This window comes from Streptomyces sp. NPDC091272 (genome assembly GCF_044757485.1).
GTDB lineage: Bacteria > Actinomycetota > Actinomycetes > Streptomycetales > Streptomycetaceae > Streptomyces.
The window spans coordinates 545,455-568,409 of sequence record NZ_JBIVVC010000001.1 but is presented as its reverse complement, the minus strand read 5'-3'; the positions used below and the strand labels follow the sequence as shown (position 1 = coordinate 568,409).

General features: G+C 73.3%; 19 protein-coding genes. 11 read left to right on the top strand and 8 right to left on the bottom strand.

Annotated elements, in window-relative coordinates:
- Nucleotides 1–154 precede the first annotated feature (154 nt).
- Together alc and allB are read right to left on the bottom strand one after the other, a co-directional pair.
- The gene (gene alc / locus ACIQM4_RS02195) at nucleotides 155–1,270 is read right to left on the bottom strand and encodes an allantoicase (protein ID WP_401584746.1); all 1,116 of its coding nucleotides are present in this window, start codon (nucleotides 1,268–1,270) and stop codon (nucleotides 155–157) included.
- A 2-nt stretch (nucleotides 1,271–1,272) separates the two neighbouring features.
- Entirely contained in the window at nucleotides 1,273–2,649 is a 1,377-nt protein-coding gene (allB, locus tag ACIQM4_RS02190) for an allantoinase AllB (protein ID WP_401584743.1), read from the bottom strand.
- 247 nt (nucleotides 2,650–2,896) lie between these two features.
- Here allB and ACIQM4_RS02185 point away from each other — a divergent pair, with 247 nt between their 5' ends.
- A complete protein-coding gene (locus ACIQM4_RS02185; protein ID WP_401584740.1) occupies nucleotides 2,897–3,703 on the top strand; it encodes an IclR family transcriptional regulator in 807 nt (268 codons plus the stop codon).
- Between the two features lie 48 nt (nucleotides 3,704–3,751).
- Here ACIQM4_RS02185 and ACIQM4_RS02180 read toward each other — a convergent pair whose 3' ends face one another.
- Nucleotides 3,752–4,447, bottom strand: coding sequence for an ABC transporter ATP-binding protein (locus tag ACIQM4_RS02180; RefSeq protein WP_401584737.1), 696 nt, complete (start codon nucleotides 4,445–4,447; stop codon nucleotides 3,752–3,754).
- Nucleotides 4,444–5,523, bottom strand: coding sequence for an ABC transporter permease (locus ACIQM4_RS02175; protein ID WP_401584734.1), 1,080 nt, complete (start codon nucleotides 5,521–5,523; stop codon nucleotides 4,444–4,446). The genes ACIQM4_RS02180 and ACIQM4_RS02175 overlap by 4 nt, the downstream gene beginning before the upstream one ends.
- 172 nt (nucleotides 5,524–5,695) lie before the next feature.
- On the opposite strand from ACIQM4_RS02175, the gene ACIQM4_RS02170 reads away from it, so the two are divergent.
- From ACIQM4_RS02170 to ACIQM4_RS02160, 3 genes are read left to right on the top strand one after another with little or no spacing between them, the layout of a single operon-like run.
- The gene (locus tag ACIQM4_RS02170; protein ID WP_401584731.1) at nucleotides 5,696–6,958 is read left to right on the top strand and encodes a sensor histidine kinase; all 1,263 of its coding nucleotides are present in this window, start codon (nucleotides 5,696–5,698) and stop codon (nucleotides 6,956–6,958) included.
- Entirely contained in the window at nucleotides 6,955–7,593 is a 639-nt protein-coding gene (locus ACIQM4_RS02165) for a response regulator (protein WP_401584728.1), read from the top strand. Before ACIQM4_RS02170 ends, ACIQM4_RS02165 begins: the two co-directional genes overlap by 4 nt.
- A gap of 16 nt (nucleotides 7,594–7,609) precedes the next feature.
- Nucleotides 7,610–7,924, top strand: a complete 315-nt coding sequence (locus ACIQM4_RS02160) for a hypothetical protein (protein ID WP_401584726.1) — start codon at nucleotides 7,610–7,612, stop codon at nucleotides 7,922–7,924.
- A gap of 74 nt (nucleotides 7,925–7,998) precedes the next feature.
- Here ACIQM4_RS02160 and ACIQM4_RS02155 read toward each other — a convergent pair whose 3' ends face one another.
- Nucleotides 7,999–8,184, bottom strand: coding sequence for a hypothetical protein (locus ACIQM4_RS02155; protein ID WP_401584723.1), 186 nt, complete (start codon nucleotides 8,182–8,184; stop codon nucleotides 7,999–8,001).
- Nucleotides 8,185–8,464: 280 nt separating this feature from the next.
- Here ACIQM4_RS02155 and ACIQM4_RS02150 point away from each other — a divergent pair, with 280 nt between their 5' ends.
- Complete coding sequence (locus ACIQM4_RS02150) at nucleotides 8,465–8,782, top strand: DUF5955 family protein (RefSeq protein ID WP_401586047.1); 318 nt, start codon at nucleotides 8,465–8,467, stop codon at nucleotides 8,780–8,782.
- Nucleotides 8,783–8,802: 20 nt separating this feature from the next.
- On the opposite strand, the gene ACIQM4_RS02145 is transcribed toward ACIQM4_RS02150, so the two are convergent.
- Entirely contained in the window at nucleotides 8,803–10,365 is a 1,563-nt protein-coding gene (locus ACIQM4_RS02145; RefSeq protein ID WP_401584721.1) for a serine/threonine-protein kinase, read from the bottom strand.
- On the opposite strand from ACIQM4_RS02145, the gene ACIQM4_RS02140 reads away from it, so the two are divergent.
- Nucleotides 10,364–11,020: an NTP transferase domain-containing protein gene (locus tag ACIQM4_RS02140; protein ID WP_401584718.1), complete on the top strand. Its 657-nt coding sequence runs from the start codon at nucleotides 10,364–10,366 to the stop codon at nucleotides 11,018–11,020. The genes ACIQM4_RS02145 and ACIQM4_RS02140 overlap by 2 nt on opposite strands.
- 310 nt (nucleotides 11,021–11,330) lie before the next feature.
- A complete protein-coding gene (gene aceB, locus ACIQM4_RS02135; RefSeq protein ID WP_401584715.1) occupies nucleotides 11,331–12,956 on the top strand; it encodes a malate synthase A in 1,626 nt (541 codons plus the stop codon).
- A gap of 496 nt (nucleotides 12,957–13,452) precedes the next feature.
- Here aceB and ACIQM4_RS02130 read toward each other — a convergent pair whose 3' ends face one another.
- Both ACIQM4_RS02130 and ACIQM4_RS02125 read right to left on the bottom strand, forming a co-directional pair.
- On the bottom strand, nucleotides 13,453–14,718 hold the full coding sequence (locus tag ACIQM4_RS02130; protein WP_401584712.1) for a helix-turn-helix domain-containing protein: 1,266 nt from the start codon (nucleotides 14,716–14,718) through the stop codon (nucleotides 13,453–13,455).
- Nucleotides 14,715–14,867, bottom strand: a complete 153-nt coding sequence (locus ACIQM4_RS02125) for a hypothetical protein (protein WP_401584711.1) — start codon at nucleotides 14,865–14,867, stop codon at nucleotides 14,715–14,717. Before ACIQM4_RS02125 ends, ACIQM4_RS02130 begins: the two co-directional genes overlap by 4 nt.
- A 184-nt stretch (nucleotides 14,868–15,051) precedes the next feature.
- On the opposite strand from ACIQM4_RS02125, the gene ACIQM4_RS02120 reads away from it, so the two are divergent.
- The 4 genes from ACIQM4_RS02120 to ACIQM4_RS02105 all read left to right on the top strand — a co-directional run bounded on the left by ACIQM4_RS02120 (nucleotide 15,052) and on the right by ACIQM4_RS02105 (nucleotide 22,530).
- Nucleotides 15,052–16,020, top strand: coding sequence for a DUF3068 domain-containing protein (locus ACIQM4_RS02120; protein ID WP_401584709.1), 969 nt, complete (start codon nucleotides 15,052–15,054; stop codon nucleotides 16,018–16,020).
- A gap of 257 nt (nucleotides 16,021–16,277) precedes the next feature.
- Entirely contained in the window at nucleotides 16,278–17,564 is a 1,287-nt protein-coding gene (locus ACIQM4_RS02115) for a glycosyltransferase family 4 protein (RefSeq protein WP_401584706.1), read from the top strand.
- A complete protein-coding gene (locus tag ACIQM4_RS02110; RefSeq protein WP_401584703.1) occupies nucleotides 17,561–18,310 on the top strand; it encodes a class I SAM-dependent methyltransferase in 750 nt (249 codons plus the stop codon). Before ACIQM4_RS02115 ends, ACIQM4_RS02110 begins: the two co-directional genes overlap by 4 nt.
- Nucleotides 18,307–22,530 (top strand): alpha-(1->3)-arabinofuranosyltransferase family protein, encoded by a 4,224-nt coding sequence (locus ACIQM4_RS02105; RefSeq protein ID WP_401584699.1) that lies wholly within the window; start codon nucleotides 18,307–18,309, stop codon nucleotides 22,528–22,530. Before ACIQM4_RS02110 ends, ACIQM4_RS02105 begins: the two co-directional genes overlap by 4 nt.
- Nucleotides 22,531–22,955: the final 425 nt, after the last annotated feature.

The window sequence follows — 22,955 nt, the reverse complement described above, 5'->3', positions numbered from 1 at the left end:
GCCGGCCGGCCGGGGGGGGGGGGGGGGCGGGGGGGGGGGGGGGGGGGCGCGCGGCGGCGGGGGGGGGGGGGGCGCGGGGGGGGGGGGGGGGCCCCCCCCCCCCGGGGGCGCCCCCCCCCCCCCACGCCCGTACCGTCAGCCATCCTGTCGCCGGTCAGCCACCGAGCTCGTGGTGGCGGGCTGCCAGCGAGGCCGCGCCCTGTTCGGTCAGCGAGCCGAAGAGGCGCAGCCGGGAGATGCCGCCGTCCGGGAAGATGTCGATCCGGACCTGGCTCGCCCGCGGGGCGGAGGCGAGCACGAAGCGGTGGTTGGTGTCGGGCTGCAGCCGGGTGCGCGGCAGGATCTCGGCCCAGTCGCCGCTGTCGCCGTCACGGACCGAGAGGGCCGCCCAGCCGGCCGAGTTGCCCTTGAGGTAGGCGGTGTCGATCTCGACCGCGCGGATCTCGGCCTGCTCGACCAGGTGGTAGCTGATCCAGTCGTTGCCGCGGTCGCGGCGGCGGCGGGTCTCCCAGCCGTCGTCCATCTTGTGCGAGCGGCCCGGCTGGATGGTGTTGGTGGCCGGGGAGTAGAAGCGGTCCGACGCGTCCTCGACGCGGCCGCCGTTCTCCAGGGCGACCAGGTCGAAGGTGCCGCACGCGGTCAGCCAGGCCGGGTCGGGCACGACCTCGCCGTAAACCCGCAGGCGGGCGATGCCGCCGTCCGGGTGCTGGTTGACGCGCAGGTGTGTGAAGCGCTGTTCGAGCGTGACTTCGAAGCCGTTGGCCGCGTGGCCGCCGACCGCCGTGCGGGGGACGAGGGTCGTCCACTTCACGTCGCCGGAGAGCAGGTCCTCGGGCGAGGGGGAGCCGGGCACGGAGGCGCCCTCGACGGAGACGGCCTGCGGGTAGTTGCCGCGGAAGTGGGCCGTGTCGACGACGATGCCGCGCACGACACCGGGCGCGCCGAGGCGTACCAGCGCCCAGTCGTGGTCCTCGTCGGTGGGGTGCGGCTGCTCGGCCGAGACGCCGCGCCTGCGGCGGGTCTCCCAGCCGTCCATGATCTTGCCCTTGTGCCCGAAGCGCTCCGGGTCGAAGTGGGCGGGTTCGGGGACGAGCAGGTTCTCGCGCTCGGCGAAGAACTCGTCGTTCGCGGCGATCACCCCGGCACCCAGGCGGCGGTCGGCGAGGTCGACGTGGTGGGTGAACGGGAAGTCGGCCGTCCGGTAGTCGGCGTACGGGTCGCCGCCGCCGAAGGGGCTGGCGTCTCCGGTGAACGAGGGGATCTCCGTCATGACTACTTGTTCCTCTCCAGCAGGCGGCCGGTGGGCTCGGTGAGGGTGCCCTCGTGGGCGATCCGCACGCCGCGCAGCCAGGTCTGCTTGACGACGCCGTGCAGGGTCTTGCCCGCGTACGCCGTGACCTGGTTGCGGTGGTACAGCTCGACCGGGTCGACGGTGAAGGTCTCCTCCGGGGCAAGCACCGCGAAGTCGGCGTCGCGGCCCGCCTCGATGGCGCCCTTGCGGCTCAGCCCGGCGAGCCGGGCGGGGGCCGCCGACATCCAGCGGACGACCTCGTCCAGCGAGTGGCCGCGCTTACGGGCCTCGGTCCAGATGGCCGGCAGGCCGAGCTGGAGGGAGGAGATGCCGCCCCAGGCGGTAGCGAAGTCCTGGGTCTTGAGGTCGGTGGTGCACGGCGAGTGGTCGGAGACGATGCAGTCGATCGTGCCGTCGGCCAGGCCCTCCCACAGCGCGTCCTGGTTGGCCGCCTCACGGATCGGCGGGCAGCACTTGAACTCGGTCGCTCCGTCCGGCACCTCCTCCGCGGTGAGGGTCAGGAAGTGCGGGCAGGACTCGACCGAGACCTGAACGCCCTCGCGCTTGGCCGCGGCGATCAGCGGCAGCGCGTCGGAGGACGAGAGGTGCAGCACGTGGACGCGGGCGTCGAGCCGCTTGGCGAGCGCGATGAGGCCCTCGATGGCGGTGTTCTCGGCGTCACGCGGCCGGGAGGCGAGGAAGTCGGCGTACTTCTCGCCGGACTTCTGCGGGGCCTCGGCGAGGTGGTGGGGGTCCTCGGCGTGCACGATCAGCAGTCCGCCGAGACCGGCGATCTCCGCCATGGACACGGCCAGCTGGTCCTGGTCGAGCTCGGGGAACTCCTCGACGCCCGACGGCGACAGGAAGCACTTGAAGCCGAACACCCCGGCCTCGTACAGCGGCTTCAGGTCGGCAACGTTGGAGGGCAGCGCGCCGCCCCAGAAGCCGGTGTCGATGTGCGCCTTGGGGCGGGCGACGTCCTGCTTGACGCGCAGGTTCTCGGCCGTGGTGGTCGGCGGCAGCGAGTTCAGGGGCATGTCGAGGAGGGTCGTGATGCCACCGGCAGCCGCGGCGCGGGTGGCGGTCCAGAAGCCCTCCCACTCGGCGCGGCCCGGGTCGTTCACATGGACATGGGTGTCGACGAGGCCCGGCAGCAGCACGTGCTCACCGAGGTCCTCGAAGCGGGCGCCTTCGGGCAGCCCCTCGCCCCGCTCGCCGTACGTGTCGTACGGCAGCACTGCGAGGATCTTCCCGTCGGCAACGGCGACCGAGGCAGGGCGGGTGCCCTCGGGGGTGACGACCCGCGAGGAGCGCAGCACCAGTTCCACGGATCCGTCCGGCGCGTCCGACTCAGTCACTCACGTCTCCTTTTCAACGTTCTGTTGAAGCTTTGTGCTGAAGCGGAGTCTTTATCCGAGCCCGCGAGCCGTCAAGGGGTCGACCGGATGGACGAGGCTGGATGTGATCACCGACACCACCCTTGGATGTTTCCACAGAATGGAATTAGAATTCCGCCTGGTAGAACGTAGCTCCTGCCATGAGGGGCCTCCCGGACCACCCCAGGTAGTCTGCTGCCTTGCCTGCCAGCCCCGAAAGGACCGCTCCGTGCCGACGTCCAGCGCCAGCGCCACCGACGCCTCCAAGCCCGCCGCCGCCAGTGGCGGGGTGCAGTCCCTGGAGCGCGCCTTCGACCTGCTTGAGCGAATGGCCGACGCAGGCGGTGAGGTCGGACTGAGCGAGCTCTCAGCCAGCAGCGGACTGCCCCTGCCGACCATCCACCGGCTGATGCGGACGCTGGTGGCGTGCGGTTACGTGCGCCAGCAGCCCAACCGGCGGTACGCGCTTGGCCCCCGGCTGATCCGCCTCGGCGAGAGCGCCGCACGGCTCCTGGGCACCTGGGCCAGGCCCTATCTGGCGCGGCTGGTCGAGGAGACCGGCGAGACCGCCAACATGGCGCTGCTCGACGGCGACGAGATCGTGTACGTGGCGCAGGTGCCGTCCAAGCACTCGATGCGGATGTTCACCGAGGTCGGCCGGCGGGTGCTGCCGCACTCGACGGGCGTCGGCAAGGCGCTCCTGGCACACACCCCGGCCGACGAGGTACGGGCACTGCTCGCCAGGACCGGGATGCCGGCCGCCACCGAGAAGACCATCACCACGCCCGAGGGGTTCCTGGACGCCCTGGAGCAGGTACGCCGGGCCGGGTACGCGGTGGACGACAACGAGCAGGAGATAGGGGTGCGGTGCCTGGCGGTCTCGGTGCCGAACTCCCCCTCGGCGGCGGCCGTCTCGATCTCCGGCCCCGCGGGACGGGTGACGGAGAAGGCCACCGAGCGGATCGTGCCGATCCTGCAGGAGGTGGCCCAGGAGCTCTCCGTGGCGCTGGCCAACACGAACCCGCCGCAGGGGTAGTCACGGGTGCTGCCCCCCGGGGGGGGGTGGGTTCTTGCGGGCGCAGGATCAGCCCCGGGGCGTCGCGGGCGTGCCGGCCGTGAGACGGCCGTCGGTCATGGTCACCGTGCGGTCCGCGACGTGCAGGTGCGCGTGGTCGTGGGTGACCAGGACCGTGGCGACCGCCCTGTCCCGGGCGAGCCCCGCCAGCAGGTCGAGGACCGCCGCCCCCCGCTCGTGGTCGAGTGCGCTGGTGGGTTCGTCGACCAGCAGCACCGCAGGCTCGTTCATCAGGGCGCGGGCGATGTTGACGCGCTGGCGCTGACCGCCGGAGAGCTGGTGGGGCCGGCTGTCCGCCTTGTCCGCCAGGCCGACCGCGTCCAGCAGCTCCCCCGCCCGGTCACGCCACCGGCGCGGCGCGCGGCCCGACAGGTGCGCCATCACCTGGAGCTGTTCGGTCGCGGTCAGGGACGGCAGCAGGTTCGGCTGCTGGAAGACGATGCCGATCTTGTCCCGGCGCAGCTGTGCCTGCTGCCCGCGGCTCAGCCGGTCCGTCCGCCTGCCGTCGAGAACCACCTGCCCCGCGTCGGGGGTGACGAGGGTGGCGGCCACAGCGAGCAGGCTCGACTTCCCGGAACCCGAAGGGCCGACGACGGCCACCAGTTCCCCCGCCGGGACACTCAGCGAGACCGCGTCCAGGGCGGTCAGCCGCGCCCCCTCGCCGTCCGGGTAGGTGAGGGTGACGTCTTCCAGTACGAGGGTCATCGGGCACTCCCGAGCGCGGTGAGGGGGTCGACGGCGGTGATGCGCCGGATGGACAGGGCGGCCCCTGCGATGCCGAGCACGATCATCACGAGGGCGGGCACCAGGAGCGTGGTGGCGTCCAGCAGGAAGGGCACGGCCCCGCCGATCAGAGCGCCGAGGAGCGCGGCGAGCGCGGTACCGGCCAGCGTCCCGACGCCGAGCAGCACGACGGCCTGCCCGATGGCGTCCTTCAGCAGGTAGCGGGTGGAGGCACCGAGCGCCTTGAGGACCGCGATGTCGCCGCTGCGCTGGATCGTCCAGACCGTGAAGAACGCGCCGACCACCAGCGCCGAGATGGCGAAGAGGAAGCCGCGCATCAGTTGCAGCGAGCCGTTCTCCGCCTGGTACGAGGAGAGGGCGGCGAGGGAGTCCGCCAGGGGCACGGACCGGGTGTCCGTCGCCCGGTCGCCCGCCGCGTAGTCGGCGCCCGCGCCGGTCAGGGCGACCACGGTGGCCTGCTCCTCCGTCGTCGTACCGCTGTGGCCGAGCTTCTGCCAGTCGTCGAGCGAGGTCCACACGACCGGCGTGTGGCTGTACATCGCGCCGCCCTCGACGGCGGCGACCCGCTCCTCCACCGGACCGAGCCTGACCTTGTCGCCCACCGAGACGTCCAGTTCCTGGGCGGCCTTGGCGGAGAGGACCACCTGGCCGGGGCCGAGCCGGTCGGATGCGGGTGCGATCCGGGCCGCGGGCTCGACACCGAAGGCCGCGACGGCGACCGTGCGCTCACCGGCCCACCCGTTGACGGTACGGATGCCGATCGGCTGGGCGCTCTCGACGCCGGGCTGCTTCGCCCAGTCCCGCCACGCCCCCTCCCCCACCGCGGAGTTGGCGAACGACACCTCCTGGCCGTCCGGCGGCACGGCGAAGGCGAGCCGGTCGGCGGGCAGCGAGGTGAGGGCCACCGTGTTGTCCCTGCCGAGGCCGGCGGTCAGCCCGGACAGCAGGCCGACGAGCAGGGTGATCAGGACCACGACCGAGCCCATGAGGGCGAACCGGCCCCTGGCGAACCGGAGATCTCTCCATGCGACGAACATGGTCACCACCTTGGTCGGCGCGTGGCGCACACACATCGGGCGACGGGTCGTCCCCCGGTCAATCCTTTGGTTGACCTGCCGCGAGGACACCCCCTTTAGGCTGGCAAGAACCATGGACCCCGCCGCTCCCCCCACCCCTGCCCCCACGCCCGCCGCGTCAGCCGTGACACCCGTGTCCGCCGCCACGCCCGCCCTCGGTCCCGCCGCGTCCGCCGACGCCCTCACCTTCACGCCCGTACTGCGTGCGCTGCGGATCTGCCTGCACGCGCTGCTCGCCGGGCTGCTGGCGCTCGCCGCGGTCAAGGCGGTCGCGGGCGGCCAGGGCGGCGCGCACGCGTACGCGGTCGTCGCGGCGGCCCTGGTGATGGCCGCGGTGTACGCGGCCGGGACGCTGAGCCCCGCCGTGAGCCGTTCGCAGCGCGCCGCCGCACTGTGGCTGGCCGCACTGGGGGCGGCCTGGCTCGCCCTGCTCGCCCTCTCCCCGGACGGGCTGTGGGCCGCGTTCCCGCTCTACTTCCTGCAACTGCACCTGCTCCCGATGCGGTGGGGGCTGCCGGCCGTCGCCGTCACCGCGACCGCCGCCATCACCAGCTTCGTCCTGCACGGGCAGCCGGTCTCCCCCGGCACGTTCATAGGTCCGCTGCTCGGCGGCGCCGTCGCCGTGGCGACCGTGCTCGGCTACCAGGCCCTGTACCGGGAGAGCGAGCGGCGCCGGGAGCTGATCGACGAACTCCTCTCCACCCGCGCCGAGCTGGCCGAGGCCGAGCGGGCCGCGGGCACCCTCGCCGAACGCGAGCGCCTGGCCCGCGAGATCCACGACACCCTCGCCCAGGGCCTGTCCAGCATCCAGCTGCTGCTGCGCGCCGCCGAGCGTGCCCTGCCGGGTGAGGACCCGGCTCTTACGCACATCCGCAGGGCCCGCGAGGCGGCCCAGGACAACCTCGCGGAGGCACGCCGCTTCGTCCGGGCGCTGAGCCCGCCCGACCTGGAGCACGGGTCGCTCGCGGGCGCCCTGGAGCGGCTGTGCACCCCGGCGCCCGGCGGGCCCGCCGTGCAGTTCTCGGTCAGCGGAAGCCCGGTGGAGCTGCCCACCCCGTACGAGGTGGCCCTGCTGCGCATCGCGCAGTCCGCGCTCGCCAACACCGTGCGGCACGCGGGGGCGGAGCGCGCGGAGATCACCCTGAGCTTCATGGAGACCTCCGTCTCGCTCGACATCGTCGACGACGGCGCGGGCTTCGAGCCGCGGCAGGTCAGGCGGCGCCCGGCGGCAGGCGACGGCGGTTTCGGGCTGCCCGCCATGCGTTCCAGGGCCCGCTCCCTGGGCGGCACCCTGAGCGTCGAGTCGGCCCCCGGCCAGGGCACCGCCGTCGCGATCACCCTTCCGCTGCCCCTGCCGTCCCCCTCACCCTCACCGACCGCGGGAGTTCCCACATGAGCCCGTCCCCCGTCCGGCTGCTGCTCGCCGACGACCACCCCGTCGTACGGGCGGGGCTGCGCGCCGTCCTCGACACGGAACCCGGCATGCGGGTCGTGCAGGAGGCGGCGACCGCGGAGCGTGCCGTGGAGCTGGCGGCTGCCGGCGGGATCGACGTGGTCCTGATGGACCTGCAGTTCGGGCCCGGCCGCATGCACGGCTCCGAGGCCACGGCCGCCATCGCCGCCCGGCCGGACGCCCCCCGTGTGCTCGTGCTCACCACGTACGACACGGACGCGGACATCCTCGCGGCCGTCGAGTCGGGGGCCGCGGGCTACCTCCTCAAGGACGCCCCGCCGGAGGAGCTGGCGGCGGCGGTCCGCACGGCGGCAGCCGGCCGGTCGGCGCTGGCGCCCGCCGTCGCCCACCGGCTCATGGACCGGATGCGCACCCCCGCCGAGGCCCTCACCAAGCGTGAGCTGGAAGTCCTCCAGCTGGTCGGCGACGGTCTCTCCAACCAGCAGGTCAGCAAGGCGCTCTTCCTCAGCCAGGCGACCGTGAAGTCACACCTGGTGCACATCTACGCGAAACTTGGCGTGGACTCCCGTACGTCCGCCGTCGCGGCGGCCACGGCCCGCAGGCTGATCAGAAGGTAAGGAACGAAGAATCCCCATGACCTACTTCATGTACGACGTCCAGGGCAACGCGGTCGACGAACCGGACACCGACACGGTCCGCAAGCTCGTCCAGGAGGCGCTGGCAAGTACCGACACCGAGAACCCGGACGTCTCGCTGACGCACGAGAGCGGCTGGTCGCTGAGCGCGTACGCGGGCGGGCTGCTCCTCTGGGAGAACGTCGAGGACGAGGAGACGGCGCCCGGCTCGCTGGACCAGGTGACCGAGCCGGAGGTGCTGCGCCTGTTCACCCTGCTCGCGGACGGCGAGGTCGCGCAGATCGAGGCCCTGGGCTGGCAGCGGGCGGCCTGACGCCCCGGGAGCGGGGCGGGCGGACGGCCGGGCGCGGGGCAGGCGGTCGGGCACGTTGCGGACGGGCGTCCCGGTCAGTCCTGGAACGAGCCGTCGGTGCGCCGCCGGTGCCGGCGCATCACATGCCCGCACTGCGGGCAGTTCCGCAGGAAGACCGGTTTGACCAGCCAGGACAAGGTGACCACGTACAGCGCCTTCCTGGCCGTCCGGCCCAGCAGGCTCTTCGTGCACGTCCGGCAGTCACGGCAACCGCTCGACATGAGAATCCCCTCACTCGGTGACAGGTGCCGCGCAGTTCGCGCGGCACTCGTTCCACCGTAGATCCGCCGAGGTCACCGGCGGTGCGAGACGGTGGGTCCGTACCCGTACCGGGCCAGGACCGCAGCACGGGTGTGACGGCGGGCCGCTCAACCCTTCGGCCCGGATCACGGTCCGTACGGTGGCGCACACGCGGCGAGAGCGTTAACGTGCCGGACGCCCGGGAGCGATTCCAGGGAACGGACCGGCGTCTACCGCACGACGACGTGCGAGGGGAGAGCTCTGTTGCGAAGCGCGCAGGAGCGGTGTGCGACAAGCGCCGGCGGCGACCCCAGGGTGGCGGAGCTCCACAAGGTGGTCGCCCGGCTGCGTCGCGAACTGGCCGCGCATCCGGCCGAGCTGTCGGACCGCATGGTCGCGGAGGACGAACTCGCCGCCCTCGCGGCGATGGTCCTGAGCGGCGCACCCGAGGTGACGCGGCTGCGCCGCTCGCTGCTGCTGGTCGCCGGAGCCATCGGATCCGTGAGCGCGCTGGGCCCCGCCTTCGCATCGGTCCGTGACGCCGTCGAACGCTTCGGCGAGGAGCGGACCACGGAGTAGGCCCCCCGCCCGTCCTGGGGCTACGGGGAGCGCCGCTCCCCCTCGGGCACCGCGCGGCGGGCCGACGGCGGGACCGAGAGGGGAGGCGCCGGGGTGCCCGTCTTGCGGGTGTCCAGCGACTCGGGCGCGGCCGACGAGGCCTCGGGCCCCGGCGGGTAGGTCGCCGGGGGCTCCTCCGCGGGCCCCGGTTGCCGGGTGCTGCCCGGCTGCCCCGCCGGGGTGCTCCCGCCCCGGTCGTTCTCGCCCAGCAGGTACGCGGCGCCCGCGCCCAGTGCCCCGACGGCTAGTACGGCGGCTGCCGTGCCCATTGCCACGGCCCGGCGCGGGCGGGTGCGGGGCTTCGCGTCCAGGACGGGGCCGGTGGGCGCGCCCGGGTGCGACGACGGTCCGGCGAACGCACCGGAGGCGGGCGTCCCGTGCGGGGAGTTCGGCTGCGGGTAGGCGTACGCGGCGTAACCCTGCGAGAGCGGGGGCGGCTGGGGCTGGGGCTGGGGCTGGGGCTGGTGGGGATGGTGCGGGGGCGCGGCGGGGTACCCGTACGGCTGGGCGGCCGGTGGCCCGAAGACTCCGGGCGGTGTGGCGGGTGCGGAAGGCGGCTCGGGCGCGGGCGCAGCCGCCGGAGGCTGCGGGCGAGCCGTGATGGCGGCGGTCAGCGCGGGCGGCAGCCAGTTCTCCGCCCTGCGCAGCCCCGCGCCGCCGGCGGCGGCCCGGCACAGGCCGATGACCTCGGTGGTGGTCGGCCTGGCCGCCGGGTCCTTGGCCAGGCAGCGCGTTATCAGCTCGTGCAGCGACGGCGGAACGGCGCCGATCCTCGGTGCCTCGTGGACGATGCGGTAGAGCACCCCGTGCGGGGTGCCCTCGCCGAACGCCGGACTGCCACCGGCCGCGTAGGAGGCCACCAGGCCGAGCGAGAAGACGTCCGTCGCCCAGCTGATCGGCCCTCCCTCCGCCTGCTCGGGGGACATGAAGGCGGGCGTGCCGACGGCGATGCCGGCCGCGGTGAGCGAGAGCGACCCCGCGGCGTGCGCGATGCCGAAGTCGATGACGCGGGGGCCGTCGGGGGCGAGCAGGACGTTGGAGGGCTTGAGGTCGCGGTGCACGATGCCGCAGGCGTGGATGGCCTGGAGTGCCTCGGCGACCCCGGCGACCAGCAGCAGTACGGAGTCGACGGGCAGCGGGCCGTGCGCGGTGACGGCTTCGGCGAGCGAGGGCCCCGGCACGTACGCGGTCGCCAGCCAGGGCGTGTCACCCTCGGTCTCGGCGTCGATGACGGGCGCTGTGTGCAGCGCGGCGACCTGCCGCGCCGCCCGCACCTCCAGCCGGAACCTGCGGCGGAACTCCGGATCCCCGGTGAGGTGCGGCCGGATCACCTTGAGGGCCACGGCCCTGCCGCCGGGCGTGTGGGACAGATAGACCTCGCCCATCCCGCCCGCGCCCAGCTTCGCGACCAGCCGGTATCCGCCGACCGTCGGCGGGTCCTTCTCCTGCAGCGGCTGACCGACCCCGTCCCAGCTCAACTCGACTGTCCCTCCCGTGGCTCCCCTGGCGTACGTTCGACCGTATATGAGGTATCCAGTGACCATGGCGCCTCCATCGACTCCGCACCACACGCACGACACGCACCACGGGCATCACGGGCATCACGGACCTACGGCAGGCCTGCTGCTGGCCGCGGGCGGCGGCCGGCGGCTCGGCGGCCGGCCCAAGGCTCTCCTCGAACACCGGGGCCGCCCGCTGGTCGAGCACGCGGTGCGGGTGCTGCGGGAGGGCGGCTGCTCCCGGGTGTACGTGGTTTTGGGCGCGGCGGCGGACGAGGTACGGGCGCGCGCCGGGCTGGACGACTGCGTCACCGTCGACAACCCGGACTGGGCCGAGGGCATGGGGTCCTCCCTGCGCGCGGGCCTCGACGCCCTGCTGAACGCCTCCGGAGCCGGCGCCACGTGCACCGCCGCCCTGGTCTCCCTCGTGGACCAGCCCGGTATCGGCCCCGAGGCGGTCCGGCGGGTGCTGGCCGCCCCCGGGGCCGGCCTGGCCGCCGCCTCGTACGACGGGCAGCGCGGGCACCCCGTGCTGTTCGGTGCGGACAGATGGGCCGATATCGCCAGGACTGCGGTGGGCGATCGCGGGGCACGCGCATATCTGAAGGAGCACGCGGCGGAGCTGACGCTCGTCGAGTGCGGCGACGTGGCCGAGGCGTACGACATCGACCTGCCGCAGGACCTCGCCCGCCTGGAGTGAGCGGGAAGCGCGCCTTCGCGGCAGGCGCACACACGCCACCGGGGCGTGAGCCCCGCACCGGAGCGCGGGGAGCCACCTGTTGTGAGCGGGGCGGCACTCAGGGCCACGATATGTCGCCCCGAAGAATCTCGACATCAACAAACCATTGAACTTCCACCATGAGGAAACTAATATCCACTGTTCAGAAGCGCCTGATAGACCGAAACACATCAGACGGCGCCTGCGCCCGTATCTCGGCACCCTCGGCACTCAGTGCCGAGGCGGCTGCCCGGCGGTCGCGAAGGCACCGCCCGCGAAGGAGTGACAGCTCATGTCCGCACCAGCGCCGTCCCCGCTGGCCATCGTCGACGCCGAGCCCCTGCCGAGGCAGGACGAGGTTCTGACCGACGCCGCCCTCGCGTTCGTGGCCGAGCTGCACCAGCGGTTCACGCCCCGCCGCAACGAGCTGCTGGCCCGCCGCGGTGAGCGCCGCGCGGAGATCGCCCGCACCTCCTCGCTGGACTTCCTGCCGGAGACGGCCGCGATCCGCGAGGACGACTCCTGGAAGGTCGCGCCGGCCCCGGCCGCGCTGAACGACCGCCGGGTGGAGATCACCGGTCCGACCGACCAGAAGATGACCATCAACGCCCTGAACTCGGGCGCGAAGGTCTGGCTCGCCGACTTCGAGGACGCGTCCGCTCCCACCTGGGAGAACGTGGTCCTCGGCCAGCGCAATCTGATCGACGCCTACACCCGCAACATCGACTTCACGGACCCGAGGTCCGGCAAGTCGTACGCCCTCAAGGACAACTCCGAGCTCGCCACGGTCGTCATGCGGCCGCGCGGCTGGCACCTGGAGGAGCGCCACCTGCGCGACGCCGACGGCAACTCCGTCCCGGGCGCGCTGGTCGACTTCGGCCTGTACTTCTTCCACAACGCGAAGCGGCTGATCGAGCTCGGCAAGGGCCCGTACTTCTACCTGCCGAAGACCGAGTCGCACCTGGAGGCGCGCCTCTGGAACGAGATCTTCGTCTTCGCCCAGGACTACGTGGGCATCCCGCAGGGCACCGTCCGCGCAACCGTCCTGATCGAGACGATCACGGCGGCGTACGAGATGGAGGAGATCCTCTACGAGCTGCGCGACCACGCGGCGGGCCTGAACGCGGGCCGCTGGGACTACCTCTTCTCGATCGTGAAGAACTTCCGCGACGGCGGGGCGAAGTTCGTCCTGCCGGACCGGAACGCGGTGACGATGACGGCGCCCTTCATGCGCGCCTACACCGAGCTGCTGGTCCGCACCTGCCACAAGCGCGGCGCGCACGCGATCGGCGGCATGGCGGCGTTCATCCCGTCGCGCCGGGACGCGGAGGTCAACAAGGTCGCCTTCGAGAAGGTCAAGGCGGACAAGGACCGTGAGGCGAACGACGGCTTCGACGGTTCGTGGGTCGCGCACCCGGACCTGGTGCCGATCGCGATGGAGTCCTTCGACGCGGTCCTGGGTGAGAACCCGAACCAGAAGAACCGCCTCCGCGAGGACGTCTCCGTCGCGGCCGGCGACCTGATCGCCATCGACTCGCTCGACGCGCAGCCGACCTACGAGGGCCTGGTCGCGGCCGTCCAGGTCGGCACCCGCTACATCGAGGCGTGGCTGCGCGGCCTCGGCGCCGTCGCCATCTTCAACCTGATGGAGGACGCGGCCACCGCCGAGATCTCCCGCTCGCAGATCTGGCAGTGGATCAACGCCGGTGTCGTCTTCGAGAACGGCGAGAAGGCGACGGCGGAGCTGGCGCGGAAGATCGCGGGCGAGGAGCTGGCGGCGATCCGGGCCGAACTGGGCGAGGAGGCCTTCGCAGCCGGCAAGTGGCAGCAGGCCCACGACCTGCTGCTGACCGTCTCCCTCGACACGGACTACGCGGACTTCCTCACCCTCCCGGCCTACGAACAACTCCAGGGCTGACGGCTGCGGGGCACCCTCCAGGGGCGCGGGGCTGGGCCCCTGCGGGGGCGCCCTTCAGGGGCGCGGGGAACTGCGCGACCAGCCACGACGCACCCGCACGTCCCGCTCCTCGCCCAGGGGGCACCTCCCAGGGGCGCGGGGAACTGCGCGAGCAACCACGACGCGCCCCCACAATCCCCACGCACACGCAGGGGGCACCTCCCAGGGGCGCGGGGAACTGCGCGACCAGCCACAACGCACCTGCGCGAAGGAAACGCACCGGCAAGGGGGCACGCGAAAGGGTCACGCTCCGCGCAAGGGGCCGCCCCCTTGCCCACCCGTCCCGCCCCCGGGGGGCGGCCCCGCTGCCCAAGAGGGCTGGGGTGGGGTGGGAAAGGGGGGCGGCCCCGCTGCCCAAGGCACGCCAGGGGCTAGGGTGCAGGGCCCCGTTCGCGCCGCGCCCAGCGGCCCGCGCCCAGCGGACCGCGCCCAGCGGCCCGCGCCCAGCGGCCCGCGCTCAGCGGATCGGTTCCGTGAGTTGCCCGCGCAGCCTCTGTGCCCGCAGGACCAGTTCCAGCTCGAACCTGCGGTCCGGGTCGTCCACCTCCGCCCCCCACAGCTCCCGGATCTGCCGCATCCGGTACCGCACCGTCTGCGGATGCACCCCCAGCCGGGCCGCCACCTCCGGCGCCCCGCCCCGCGTCTCCAGCCAGGCGAGCAGCGTCTCCGCCAGCCGGCGCCCCTGCGTCGGCCCGCAGCCCGCAAGCGGCGCCAGGCACCGGTCCGTCAGATCACCGATCAGCTCCTCCGGCGGCAGCAGCACCAGCGCCTCGGTGTGCTCCGTGCAGTGCAGCAGCCCGACCGAGGGCAGCAGCCCCCGTTCCATCAGTCCCACCGCCGCCGTCGCCCAGCGCAGCGACTTCACCGCCTCGGCGAGCGGCACTGCGGGGCCGAGCGCACCCGTCCAGCCGTTCGTCGCCCGCCGCAGCTGCTCGGCGCGGCCCGCGACCTGCGGGTCGGGCACGACCATCAGTGGCTGTTCGCTCTCCATGTCGAGCAGCACCTCGGCACCGACCGCCGGCGCGACGCACTCCCTGGACGGGCGCAACAGCACCCCGACCGCGACCCGTTCGGGCAGCGCCCAGCCGATCCTCGCCGCGTGCGCCGCGAACTCCGCCAGCGACTCGGCGACGTCGCCACCGCCCCCGCTCTCCCGCTCCCGCAAAATCGCCTGCGTCAACTTCCGTTGCAGACGCAGCCGTTCACCGGCCTGCCGGGCCGCCGCCTCGGCGTAACCCCGTACCGACTCGTCCACCAGGCCGTCCAGGAAGGCGAATCCGGACTCGGCTAGTTCGTACATCGCGGGGGGCGGGATGTTCACCTGCTGCCCGATCTCGGCCAGCCGCCGCCAGGCGAGCCGGACGCCGAGCCGGTAGACCGCCTGGAGCGAGTTCAGGGAACGGCCGTGCAGCCCCTCACCACGGCCGAACTCCTGGAAGACCTCCAGGTGCAAATGTGGCCGGCGGCCGTCCTCCCGTACCAGGTGCTGCACGAAGTCCTCCAGCGCGCGGCGGATCCCGACGAGCGCCATCAGGTCGCCGTGCTCGTCGAGGATCAGCGGCATCCGGGGGTGCTCCTGGCAGATCGCGTCGAGGATCTGCCGGGCCAGCTCGGGCACCTCGGCCAGGGCCCGGTCCGCGAACTGCCGTACCTGCAGCCGCGGTACGTCCACCCAGGCCGATGGCGTCCCCACCGGCGATGCGTCGGTCCCGGTCACGTTCATTTGCGCGGCGTCCCCGTCTCGTAGCTGATCAGAGGCACGTTGGGCTGTTCCGGGGTGGCGTTCAGCAGCGCCACGACGGCGAACGCGGCGCCCACCGCGAGCGCGGCGGCGACGAGCGAGGTCAGTAGCGCGGAGATCAGTCTGGGCATGGCGGGAGGCCTCTCTGACGCTGGTCCCCACCGGCAGCCTGACCGCAGGTCCCCAGTCTCATCAGGAGATTGACACACCGTCAAGACCGCGCCTACGGTTCCCGGCCCATACGCACCGTGCACGCCTCGTGCACGCACCGGCACGGCCAACCCCCTCCGCCACCGCCCCCTCTGGAGCGCCCGTATGCGTCGCACCGCTTCCCCGCTGTCGCTGGTTCTGCTCGGCATCGGCGTGTTCCTGCTCGTCCTGGCGCCGATGCTGGCCTGGTACGTCGGCCCGCGTGCCAAGAGCACCCCGATCGACATCGACACCACCACCGTGTTCACCGGCACGGGCAGCTACTTCGACACCAAGGACATCAAGACCGTCACCGGCGTGCCCCTGACGATCACCCGGCAGGTCCGTGGCGACGTCGCGGACAGCGCGCGGGCGGGCCGGGCCGTGTGGGACGTCTCGACCTCGGTCGACACCGAGGACACGCTGCCCGCCGCGGACACCACCGACTCGCTGCAGTGGACCCTGGAGCGCTGGGTCACCGACCGCCGCACCAACGAGCCCGTGCACTGCTGCGGGGAGCAGCCGGTCTTTGACGGCGAGGCGTACCTGAAGTTCCCCTTCGACGTGCAGAAACGCTCCTACCGCTGGTGGGACAACACCCTTGGCTCGACCGTCAGCCTCCGCTTCGCCGGTACGAAGAAGGTCCAGGGGTACGAGGGCTATCGCTTCACCGCCACCGTGCCGCCGACGAGGACGGGCACCCGGATGGTGCCCGGCCGCCTGGTCGGGCTGCCGAAGCGGGGCCAGGTGCTCGCCGAGGAGTGGTACGCCAACCACGGCATCGAGCTGGTCGTCGACCGGCGGACCGGGCGGATCGTGCACGCGGCGATCGGCCCGCGCAAGACGGTGCGGGCACCCGGCTCGAAGAAGGACTCGATGGTGCTGCTCGACAGCCGCCGGCTGGAGTTCACCGAGGACACCGGGCGGGCGCAGGTCGCGCAGGCCGAGGCGGACAGCGGCAAGCTGCGGCTGGTGGGCGAGACGCTGCCGATGGGCGGCGGTGCGGCCGGGGCCGCGCTCGCGGCGACCGGGCTGGTCCTGGTCGTACGGGGGCGGCGGCGACCGGCGGGTGAGCCCGCGCCGACAGCAGCGTAGGCACTCAACTCACTTACGGGCTGCGGGTTGTGATGAGGCATCAGCTGATATCGGTGCCGAAATTGTCACCCAGGTGAGTAGCCGCCCCGAACGCTGTGGCGAAAACTACCTACCCACCCCACACGGAGCACCGCACAGCAAACCCACACAGGCACACACAGCCACACACGGATGCACGTAAAGGCACGCGAACCCACCCGCCACCGCACACACCCTCACCCACTGGTTCCGCACCCTCGAAACGAGTTGGAGCTCGGATGCCCCAGCACGTACCCCCCACCCTGAACGATGCGAAACCCCTTCAGACGCCGAGGTCCCCACAACCTCAGGAGTCTCCCGTCCAACCGCACCGGATCGTCTTCCTCTCCCGCCGCGACCTGGACAACCCCGCCGCCGGCGGATCCGAACTCCTCGTCGACCGGCTGGCGGCCGGGCTCACCGCGCTCGGCCACCAGGTGACCCTGCTGTGCGGCGGCCCGGCCGCCCGACGCGACTACCGGGTCGTCTCCGCCGGCGGCGACCTGGGGCACTTCCTCGGCGCCCGCCGCACCTTCGAACGGCAGGTCGGCGGCTGCGACCTGATGGTCGAGGTGTGCAACGGGCTTCCGTACCTGACCCCGCTCTGGCACCGCGGCCCCACCCTCTGCCTGGTCAATCACGTGCACACGGAACTCTGGGGAATGCGCTTCCCCGGCCCGGCCGCGGGACTCGGCAGACGGCTGGAGCACTGGGCGCTGTCCGCCGCCCAGCGCGACAACCTGCTGGTGGCGGTCTCGGCGTCCACGGCGGACGCGCTCGGCGCGCTCGGGGTGGACCGTGAGCGCATCCGGGTCGTCCACAACGGCGTCGAGGATCCGGGCGTACGCGCGCCGCGCTCGCCGGAGCCGGTCTTCCTGGCGATGGGCAGGCTCGTCGAGTACAAGCGCATCGACCTGTTGCTGCGGCTGTGGGAGCGGGTCCGCCCGGTGACCGGCGGTCGGCTGGTGATCGTCGGGGACGGCCCGGAGCGCCGGCGGCTGACCGCCATGGCGGGGCCCGGAGTGGTCTTCAAGGGGTATGTCTCCGAGGCCGAGAAACACCAACTTCTCTGCGAGTCATGGCTGTTGCTGCACCCCTCCGCGGTGGAGGGGTGGGGGCTGGTGGTCACCGAGGCCGCGGTCAGGGGCACGCCGTCGATCGGCTTCGACGTCCCCGGGTTGCGGGACTCGGTCGACGACGGCGTGACGGGCGTGCTGGCGCGCGGCGAGAGCTCGTTCGCCGCGGCGTGGTGCGCGCTCGCTCTCAGCGCGCAGCGGCGCGAGGCGATGGGCCGGGCCGCCGCGGTCCGGGCGGAGCGCTTCCGCTGGTCGAGCACGGTCAGCCGGTTTCGTACCGTCGCCGCGGAGGCGGTCGGCGCGGCCGGGCCACCGGTGGCCGGGGCCGAGGTGGCCGCAACCGAGGCGGTAGGAGCCGACGCGGCCGGGTCGCCGACGGCCGTCGCGCCGACGGGCGCCGCCACGCCCACGGGCGCCGTCCCGGCGGCGGGGGCGGTCGCGCTGCGATGAGGAGCACCGGCCGCACCCTCAAGGACCCCTCGTTCCGCCGTTCCGCCGCCCTGTTCCGGGCCTTCCTGCGCGAGCAGCAGAACCCCGAACACTGTTACTCCCTGCTCGCCAGGGACGCCGCCGACCAGGTGCAGCGGTACGTCCCCCTGGCGGGCCGGGTGGTGGTGGACGTCGGCGGCGGCAGCGGGCACTTCGCCGAGGAGTTCCGGCGGCGCGGCGCGCAGAGCTACCTCTTCGAGCCGGACACCCGGGAGTTGACGCCCGGCGGGGCGAGGCCGCCGCAGGGCGCGGTGCTCGCGGACGGCTACCTGCTGCCGCTCGCGGACGGGGCCGCCGACGTGTGCTTCTCCTCCAACGTCCTTGAGCACGTGGCCGATCCGCAGACCTTCCTCAGCGAGATGGTGCGGGTCACCCGGCCGGGCGGGCTGATCTACGTGGCGTTCACCAACTGGTACTCACCGTGGGGCGGGCACGAGTGGGCGCCCTGGCACTACCTGGGCGCCGACCGGGCCCGGCGCGGCTACGAGCGGCGTACCGGCAGACCCGCCAAGCACACCCTCGGCGAGAACCTCTTCCCGATCCACATCGGCACCACCCTGCGCGCGGTCAGGGCGCGCGGCGACGTGTCGGTCGTCTGCGCGCGCGGCCGCTACTGGCCGCTGCTGCCGACGCTCGCCCCCAAGGTGCCGGTACTGCGCGAGTTCATCACCTGGAACCTCCTCCTCATCCTCCGGCGGTGCCCATGACCAGCACTCTTCAGGCTCCGCCAGGCCCGCCCTCGCACGCGGCGCCACCGCCGGGCGGGCGCGGGCCGGACGGCGGGCCCAGGTCCCGGAGGTGGCTGCTGGGGTTCTGGGCCGCCGTCCTGGTCGCGTTCCTGGCGGTCTCGCCGGGAAAGATGACCTTCGAGACGAAGCTCGGGGTGGCCGCCGACCCGTTCCGGTTCCTCGCCGACCTGGGTGAGCTGTGGCATTCGAGGGCCGGGTTCGGCGGGATCTTCGACCAGTACGTGGGCTATGCCTTCCCGATGCTGCCCTACTACGCGCTGACCGACCTGGTGCAGCTGCCGGTCTGGCTCGCCGAGCGGCTGTGGCTGTCCCTCGTGGTGACCGTGGCGTTCTGGGGTGCACTGCGGCTCGCGGAGCGGCTGGGCGTGGGTTCGTCGCAGGCCCGACTGCTGGGCGCGGTCGCGTACGCGCTGTGGCCCACCTACACGATCGTGGTCGGCTCGACGTCGGCGGCAGCGCTGCCCGGCGCACTGCTGCCGTGGGTACTGCTCCCGTTGGTCAACAACCGTCTGAACGCGCGGAGTTCGGCGCTCAGGTCGGCGGTCGTCGTGCCGTTCATGGGCGGGGTGAACGCGGCGTCCACGCTCGCCGCACTATTGCCCGTGGCGCTGTACCTGCTCAGCCGGCCCGCGGGTCCGCGCAGGCGCGCCCAGATCGTGTGGTGGGTACCGGGGGTGCTGCTCGCCACTCTGTGGTGGGTGGTGCCCCTGCTGATGCTGGGCATCCACGGCGAGAACTTCATGCCGTACGTGGAGCAGGCCGAGACCACCACCGGCACCATGTCCGCGACGGAGCTGCTGCGCGGTGCGGGCAACTGGACGGCGTATCTGCACTTCGGGGACGCGTGGCTGCCCGCCGGGTGGACGGTCGCCGCCTCCGCGCTCGCGGTCCTCGGTTCGGCCTGCGCGGCGGCGATCGGACTCGCGGGCCTGGCCAGGAGGGACGTGCCCGAGCGTCGGTGGCTGCTGCTCGTCGTCCTCTCGGTCGCCCTCGTCACCCTGGCCGGGTACGGAGGTTCGCTCGGCGCCCTCTTCCCCGGCACGGTCCAGGACTGGCTGAACGGGTGGCTGGTCCCGTTCCGCAACATCTACAAGTTCCAGTCGGGCCTCGCCCTGGTCCTGGTGCTGGGGCTGATGCACGCGGTGTCGGTGGCGGCCGAACGCCGTGGCGCACGGCGCCTGCCGGGCCGCAGGTACGCGCCGGTACTGGCCGGGGTGCTCGTCCTTCCCGGCCTGCTGCTGCCGTACGTCAACGGCACCATCCTGCAGCCCGGCGCCTTCACCGAGCTCCCCGGCCACTGGCAGCAGACGGCCCGCTGGCTGGAGGAGTTCTCCCCGGACAGCCGCGCCCTGGTCGTCCCCGCGACCGCCCACGGCATCCAGACCTGGGGTTCGACGATCGACCAGCCGCTGGACGTCCTCGCCGAATCGCCTTGGGCGCAGCGGGACTTCGTACCGTTCGGCACACCGGGCAACAGGCGTGCGCTCGACGCGGTCGAGCAGTCCCTGATGTCGGGCGGCGAGGTACCCGGGCTCGCCGGCTACCTGGGCAGGGCCGGCCTCCACTACGTCGTGGTCCGCAACGACCTCGACCCGGACCAGATCGGTTACGTACCGCCCCAGACGGTGAAGCGGACCCTGGAGTCGTCCGGTTACACCCGGGTCACCGGCTTCGGCCCCGTGCTGACCGGCGGCCGGATCCCCGACGACACCCCGGTGCAGGTCGAGGGCCTCTACCCGAGGCAGCAGGCGGTGGAGGTGTACGAGCCGCCCGCGGGCACCCCCGAGCCGGGACGGGCCAAGCTGTCGCCGGTGGCGGACACCGCGGTGGTGAGCGGCGGGCCCGAGTCGCTGCTCCAGTTGTCGGCCGACGCGACGATGAAGGACCGCCCGGCGGTGCTCGCGGGCGACAACTCCCCCGGTCTTGAAGCTCCTTCGGTCCTGGCGGCGGGGGACGGACTGCGCCGCGCCGACACCCGGTTCGGGCTGGTCAACACCAACACCTCGTACACGTACACCGCGACCGAGCGCAATCATCCGGGCAACGTCCAGGACCCCGGCCGGGAGCCGCGGCAGATCCTGCCCGTCCAGGGCCCGCGGCACCAGACCACGGCGGTGCTGCGCGGCGCGAAGTCGGTCACGGCGTCCAGCAGCGGCAACTGGCTGTTCCACCTGCCGCAGTACGACCCGGTCAACGCCTTCGACGGCAACCCGGAGACGGCGTGGGCGGAGGGAAGCCCCGCGGAGCCGGCCGGACAGTGGCTGCGCGTCGACTTCACCAACCGGGTCCTGGTCCCGCCGACGATACGGGTGACCCCCCTCCCGTCGGACGGCGTGCGGGCGGCGCCGACGGTGCTGCGGGTGGAGACGGACCGTGGCAGTGCGACGAGCCCACTCCAGCCGAACGGGCAGCCCCAAATGGTCAACGCGCCCACCGGACAGGCGAGTTGGCTGCGCATCACCATCGAGGAGGCGCAGCAGGGGCGGCCAGGACTGATGGGCGCGGGCTTCTCCGCGGTCGACGTGCCCGGTGTCCAGGTGACGAAGCTGCTCGCACTGCCCGAGGACTCCGGAGCCGGCGGCGCGGCCCGTGGTTCGGCTGCGGACCCCCAGCTGATCTCCCTGCACCGGGGCAGTGACCCCGGAGGGCTGTCACCGGTCTCGGCCGAGGTGGGGCTGCACCGGCAGTTCACCACACGCACGGACGGGGCGTACGCGCTCCGGGCGACGGCGCTGCCGGTGCCCGGCGAGGCGCTCGACCGGCTGCTGTACGGCCTCGCGCCCGACCAGCGGCGGCAGTTGACGGCGACCGCGGACTCGACGGCGCGGCTCGGCTCGTCGCTCACCCCCCGCAACCTGGTCGACGGCGACCTCACCACGTCGTGGATCGCGGGCAACGAGTCCGTACTGCATCTGCGCTGGCCCGAGAAGCGGCCGGTCGGTGAGATCGTGTTCGCGGCGGCGGGCGGCCTCTCGACGCGGCCCGAGCAGGTCGAGATCAGCTCGCCCGACGGGGCGGCGACGTCCGCCGTCGACCAGAACGGGCTGGCCCGCTTCGAGCCGATCAACACCGACCGCCTCGACATCACCATCACCAGGTCCGCCCCGCTGACCATTCACAACCCGGTGGCGGAGGGCGAGTTGCAGCTCCCGGTCGGGCTGAGCGAGGTGTACGTGCCCGCCCTGGAGGACTTCCGGGTGCCGCAGCCCGACCCGTCCCGTACGTTCGCACTGCCCTGCGGTCAGGGGCCGATCCTGTCCATCGACGGCACGTTGCACGCGACGAGCGCGAGCGGCAGCCTGCGTGACCTGACGGAGCGCAGGCCGATCGAGGTGTCGTTGTGCGCCGGTGAACAGCGCGGCGGTACGGCTCAGTTGACCCCGGGCACGCACCGGGTCGAGGCCGGTGACGTGGGCCCGCTCGCGATCACGGACATCACCCTGCGACGCGGCGAGTTGCCGCAGCCCTCCTCGGTCGCCCGTGATCTGAAAGTGACGGACTGGACGGGCGACGACCGCACGGTGTCCGTGGGCGCGGGCCAGGCCTCGTACCTGCAGATGTACGAGAACTCCAACGCGGGCTGGCGGGCGACGCTGAACGGCAAGGAGCTCACGCCGGTCCGGCTGGACGGCTGGCAGCAGGGCTGGCTGGTCCCGGAGGGGGCGGCCGGCACGGTACGGCTGGAGTTCGCCCCGGCGGACTGGTACGTGGGCGGGCTGATCGGGGGCGGGGTCGCGGCGCTGGCGCTGCTGGGGCTGGTGGTCTGGACCCGGAGGGACTCCGGGGCGCCGGTGGCGGCGGGCGCGGCGGCGGGCTCGCAGTCCGGTCCGGGGCCGACCGCGGCCACGGCGCCGGCACCGGCCTCGCCCCCGGCCCCCGGGCCCGTGCTCGGACTGGTGGCGCTGACCGTGGTCATGGTCCTGATCGCGGGCCCGCTGGCGCTCGTGGTCCCGGTACTGGCGGCGGTCGCCCACTTCCGGCACTCCCTGCTGCCGCCGATCGCGCTGCTCGCGATGGCGGGTGCGGGGGTGGCCGCGGCCTGGGGCGCGGGGTCACCCGCGTCGGCGGAGACCGGCGCGTTCGGCCCGACCGCGCAGGCACTGGCACTGGTGGCACTGGTCGCGGGGGTGGTGACGGTGGGAGACGGTCGGCTCCGGGGCAGAGAGGGGCGGCGGTAGGGCGTCGCGGCCCGCGCCCGCGCCTTGGGCAGCGGGACCGCCGCACCCGGGGCGGGGTTGGAGGGCCGGGCGGCGGCCCCGCACGGAACGCACGGGCTTCGCGCCCGGCCCTCCGACCGCGGCACCCGCGACCCACCGCCTCCGCCCCGGGCCCCCTCGGTGGCCCGTACGGAGCGCACCGGCCACGCGCCCGGCCCTCCCACCTCGACACCCACGACCCACCGCCTCCGCCTCCGCCCTCGCCCCACCCACGACCCACCGCCTCCGCCTCCGCCCTCGCCCCACCCACGACCCACCGCCTCCGCCCCGGGCCCCCTCGGTGGCCCCGCACGGAGCACACACACTCCGCACCCGGCCCTCCCACCGCGACACCCACGACCCGCCGCCTCCGCCCTCGCCCTCGCCCCACCCACGACCCACCGCCT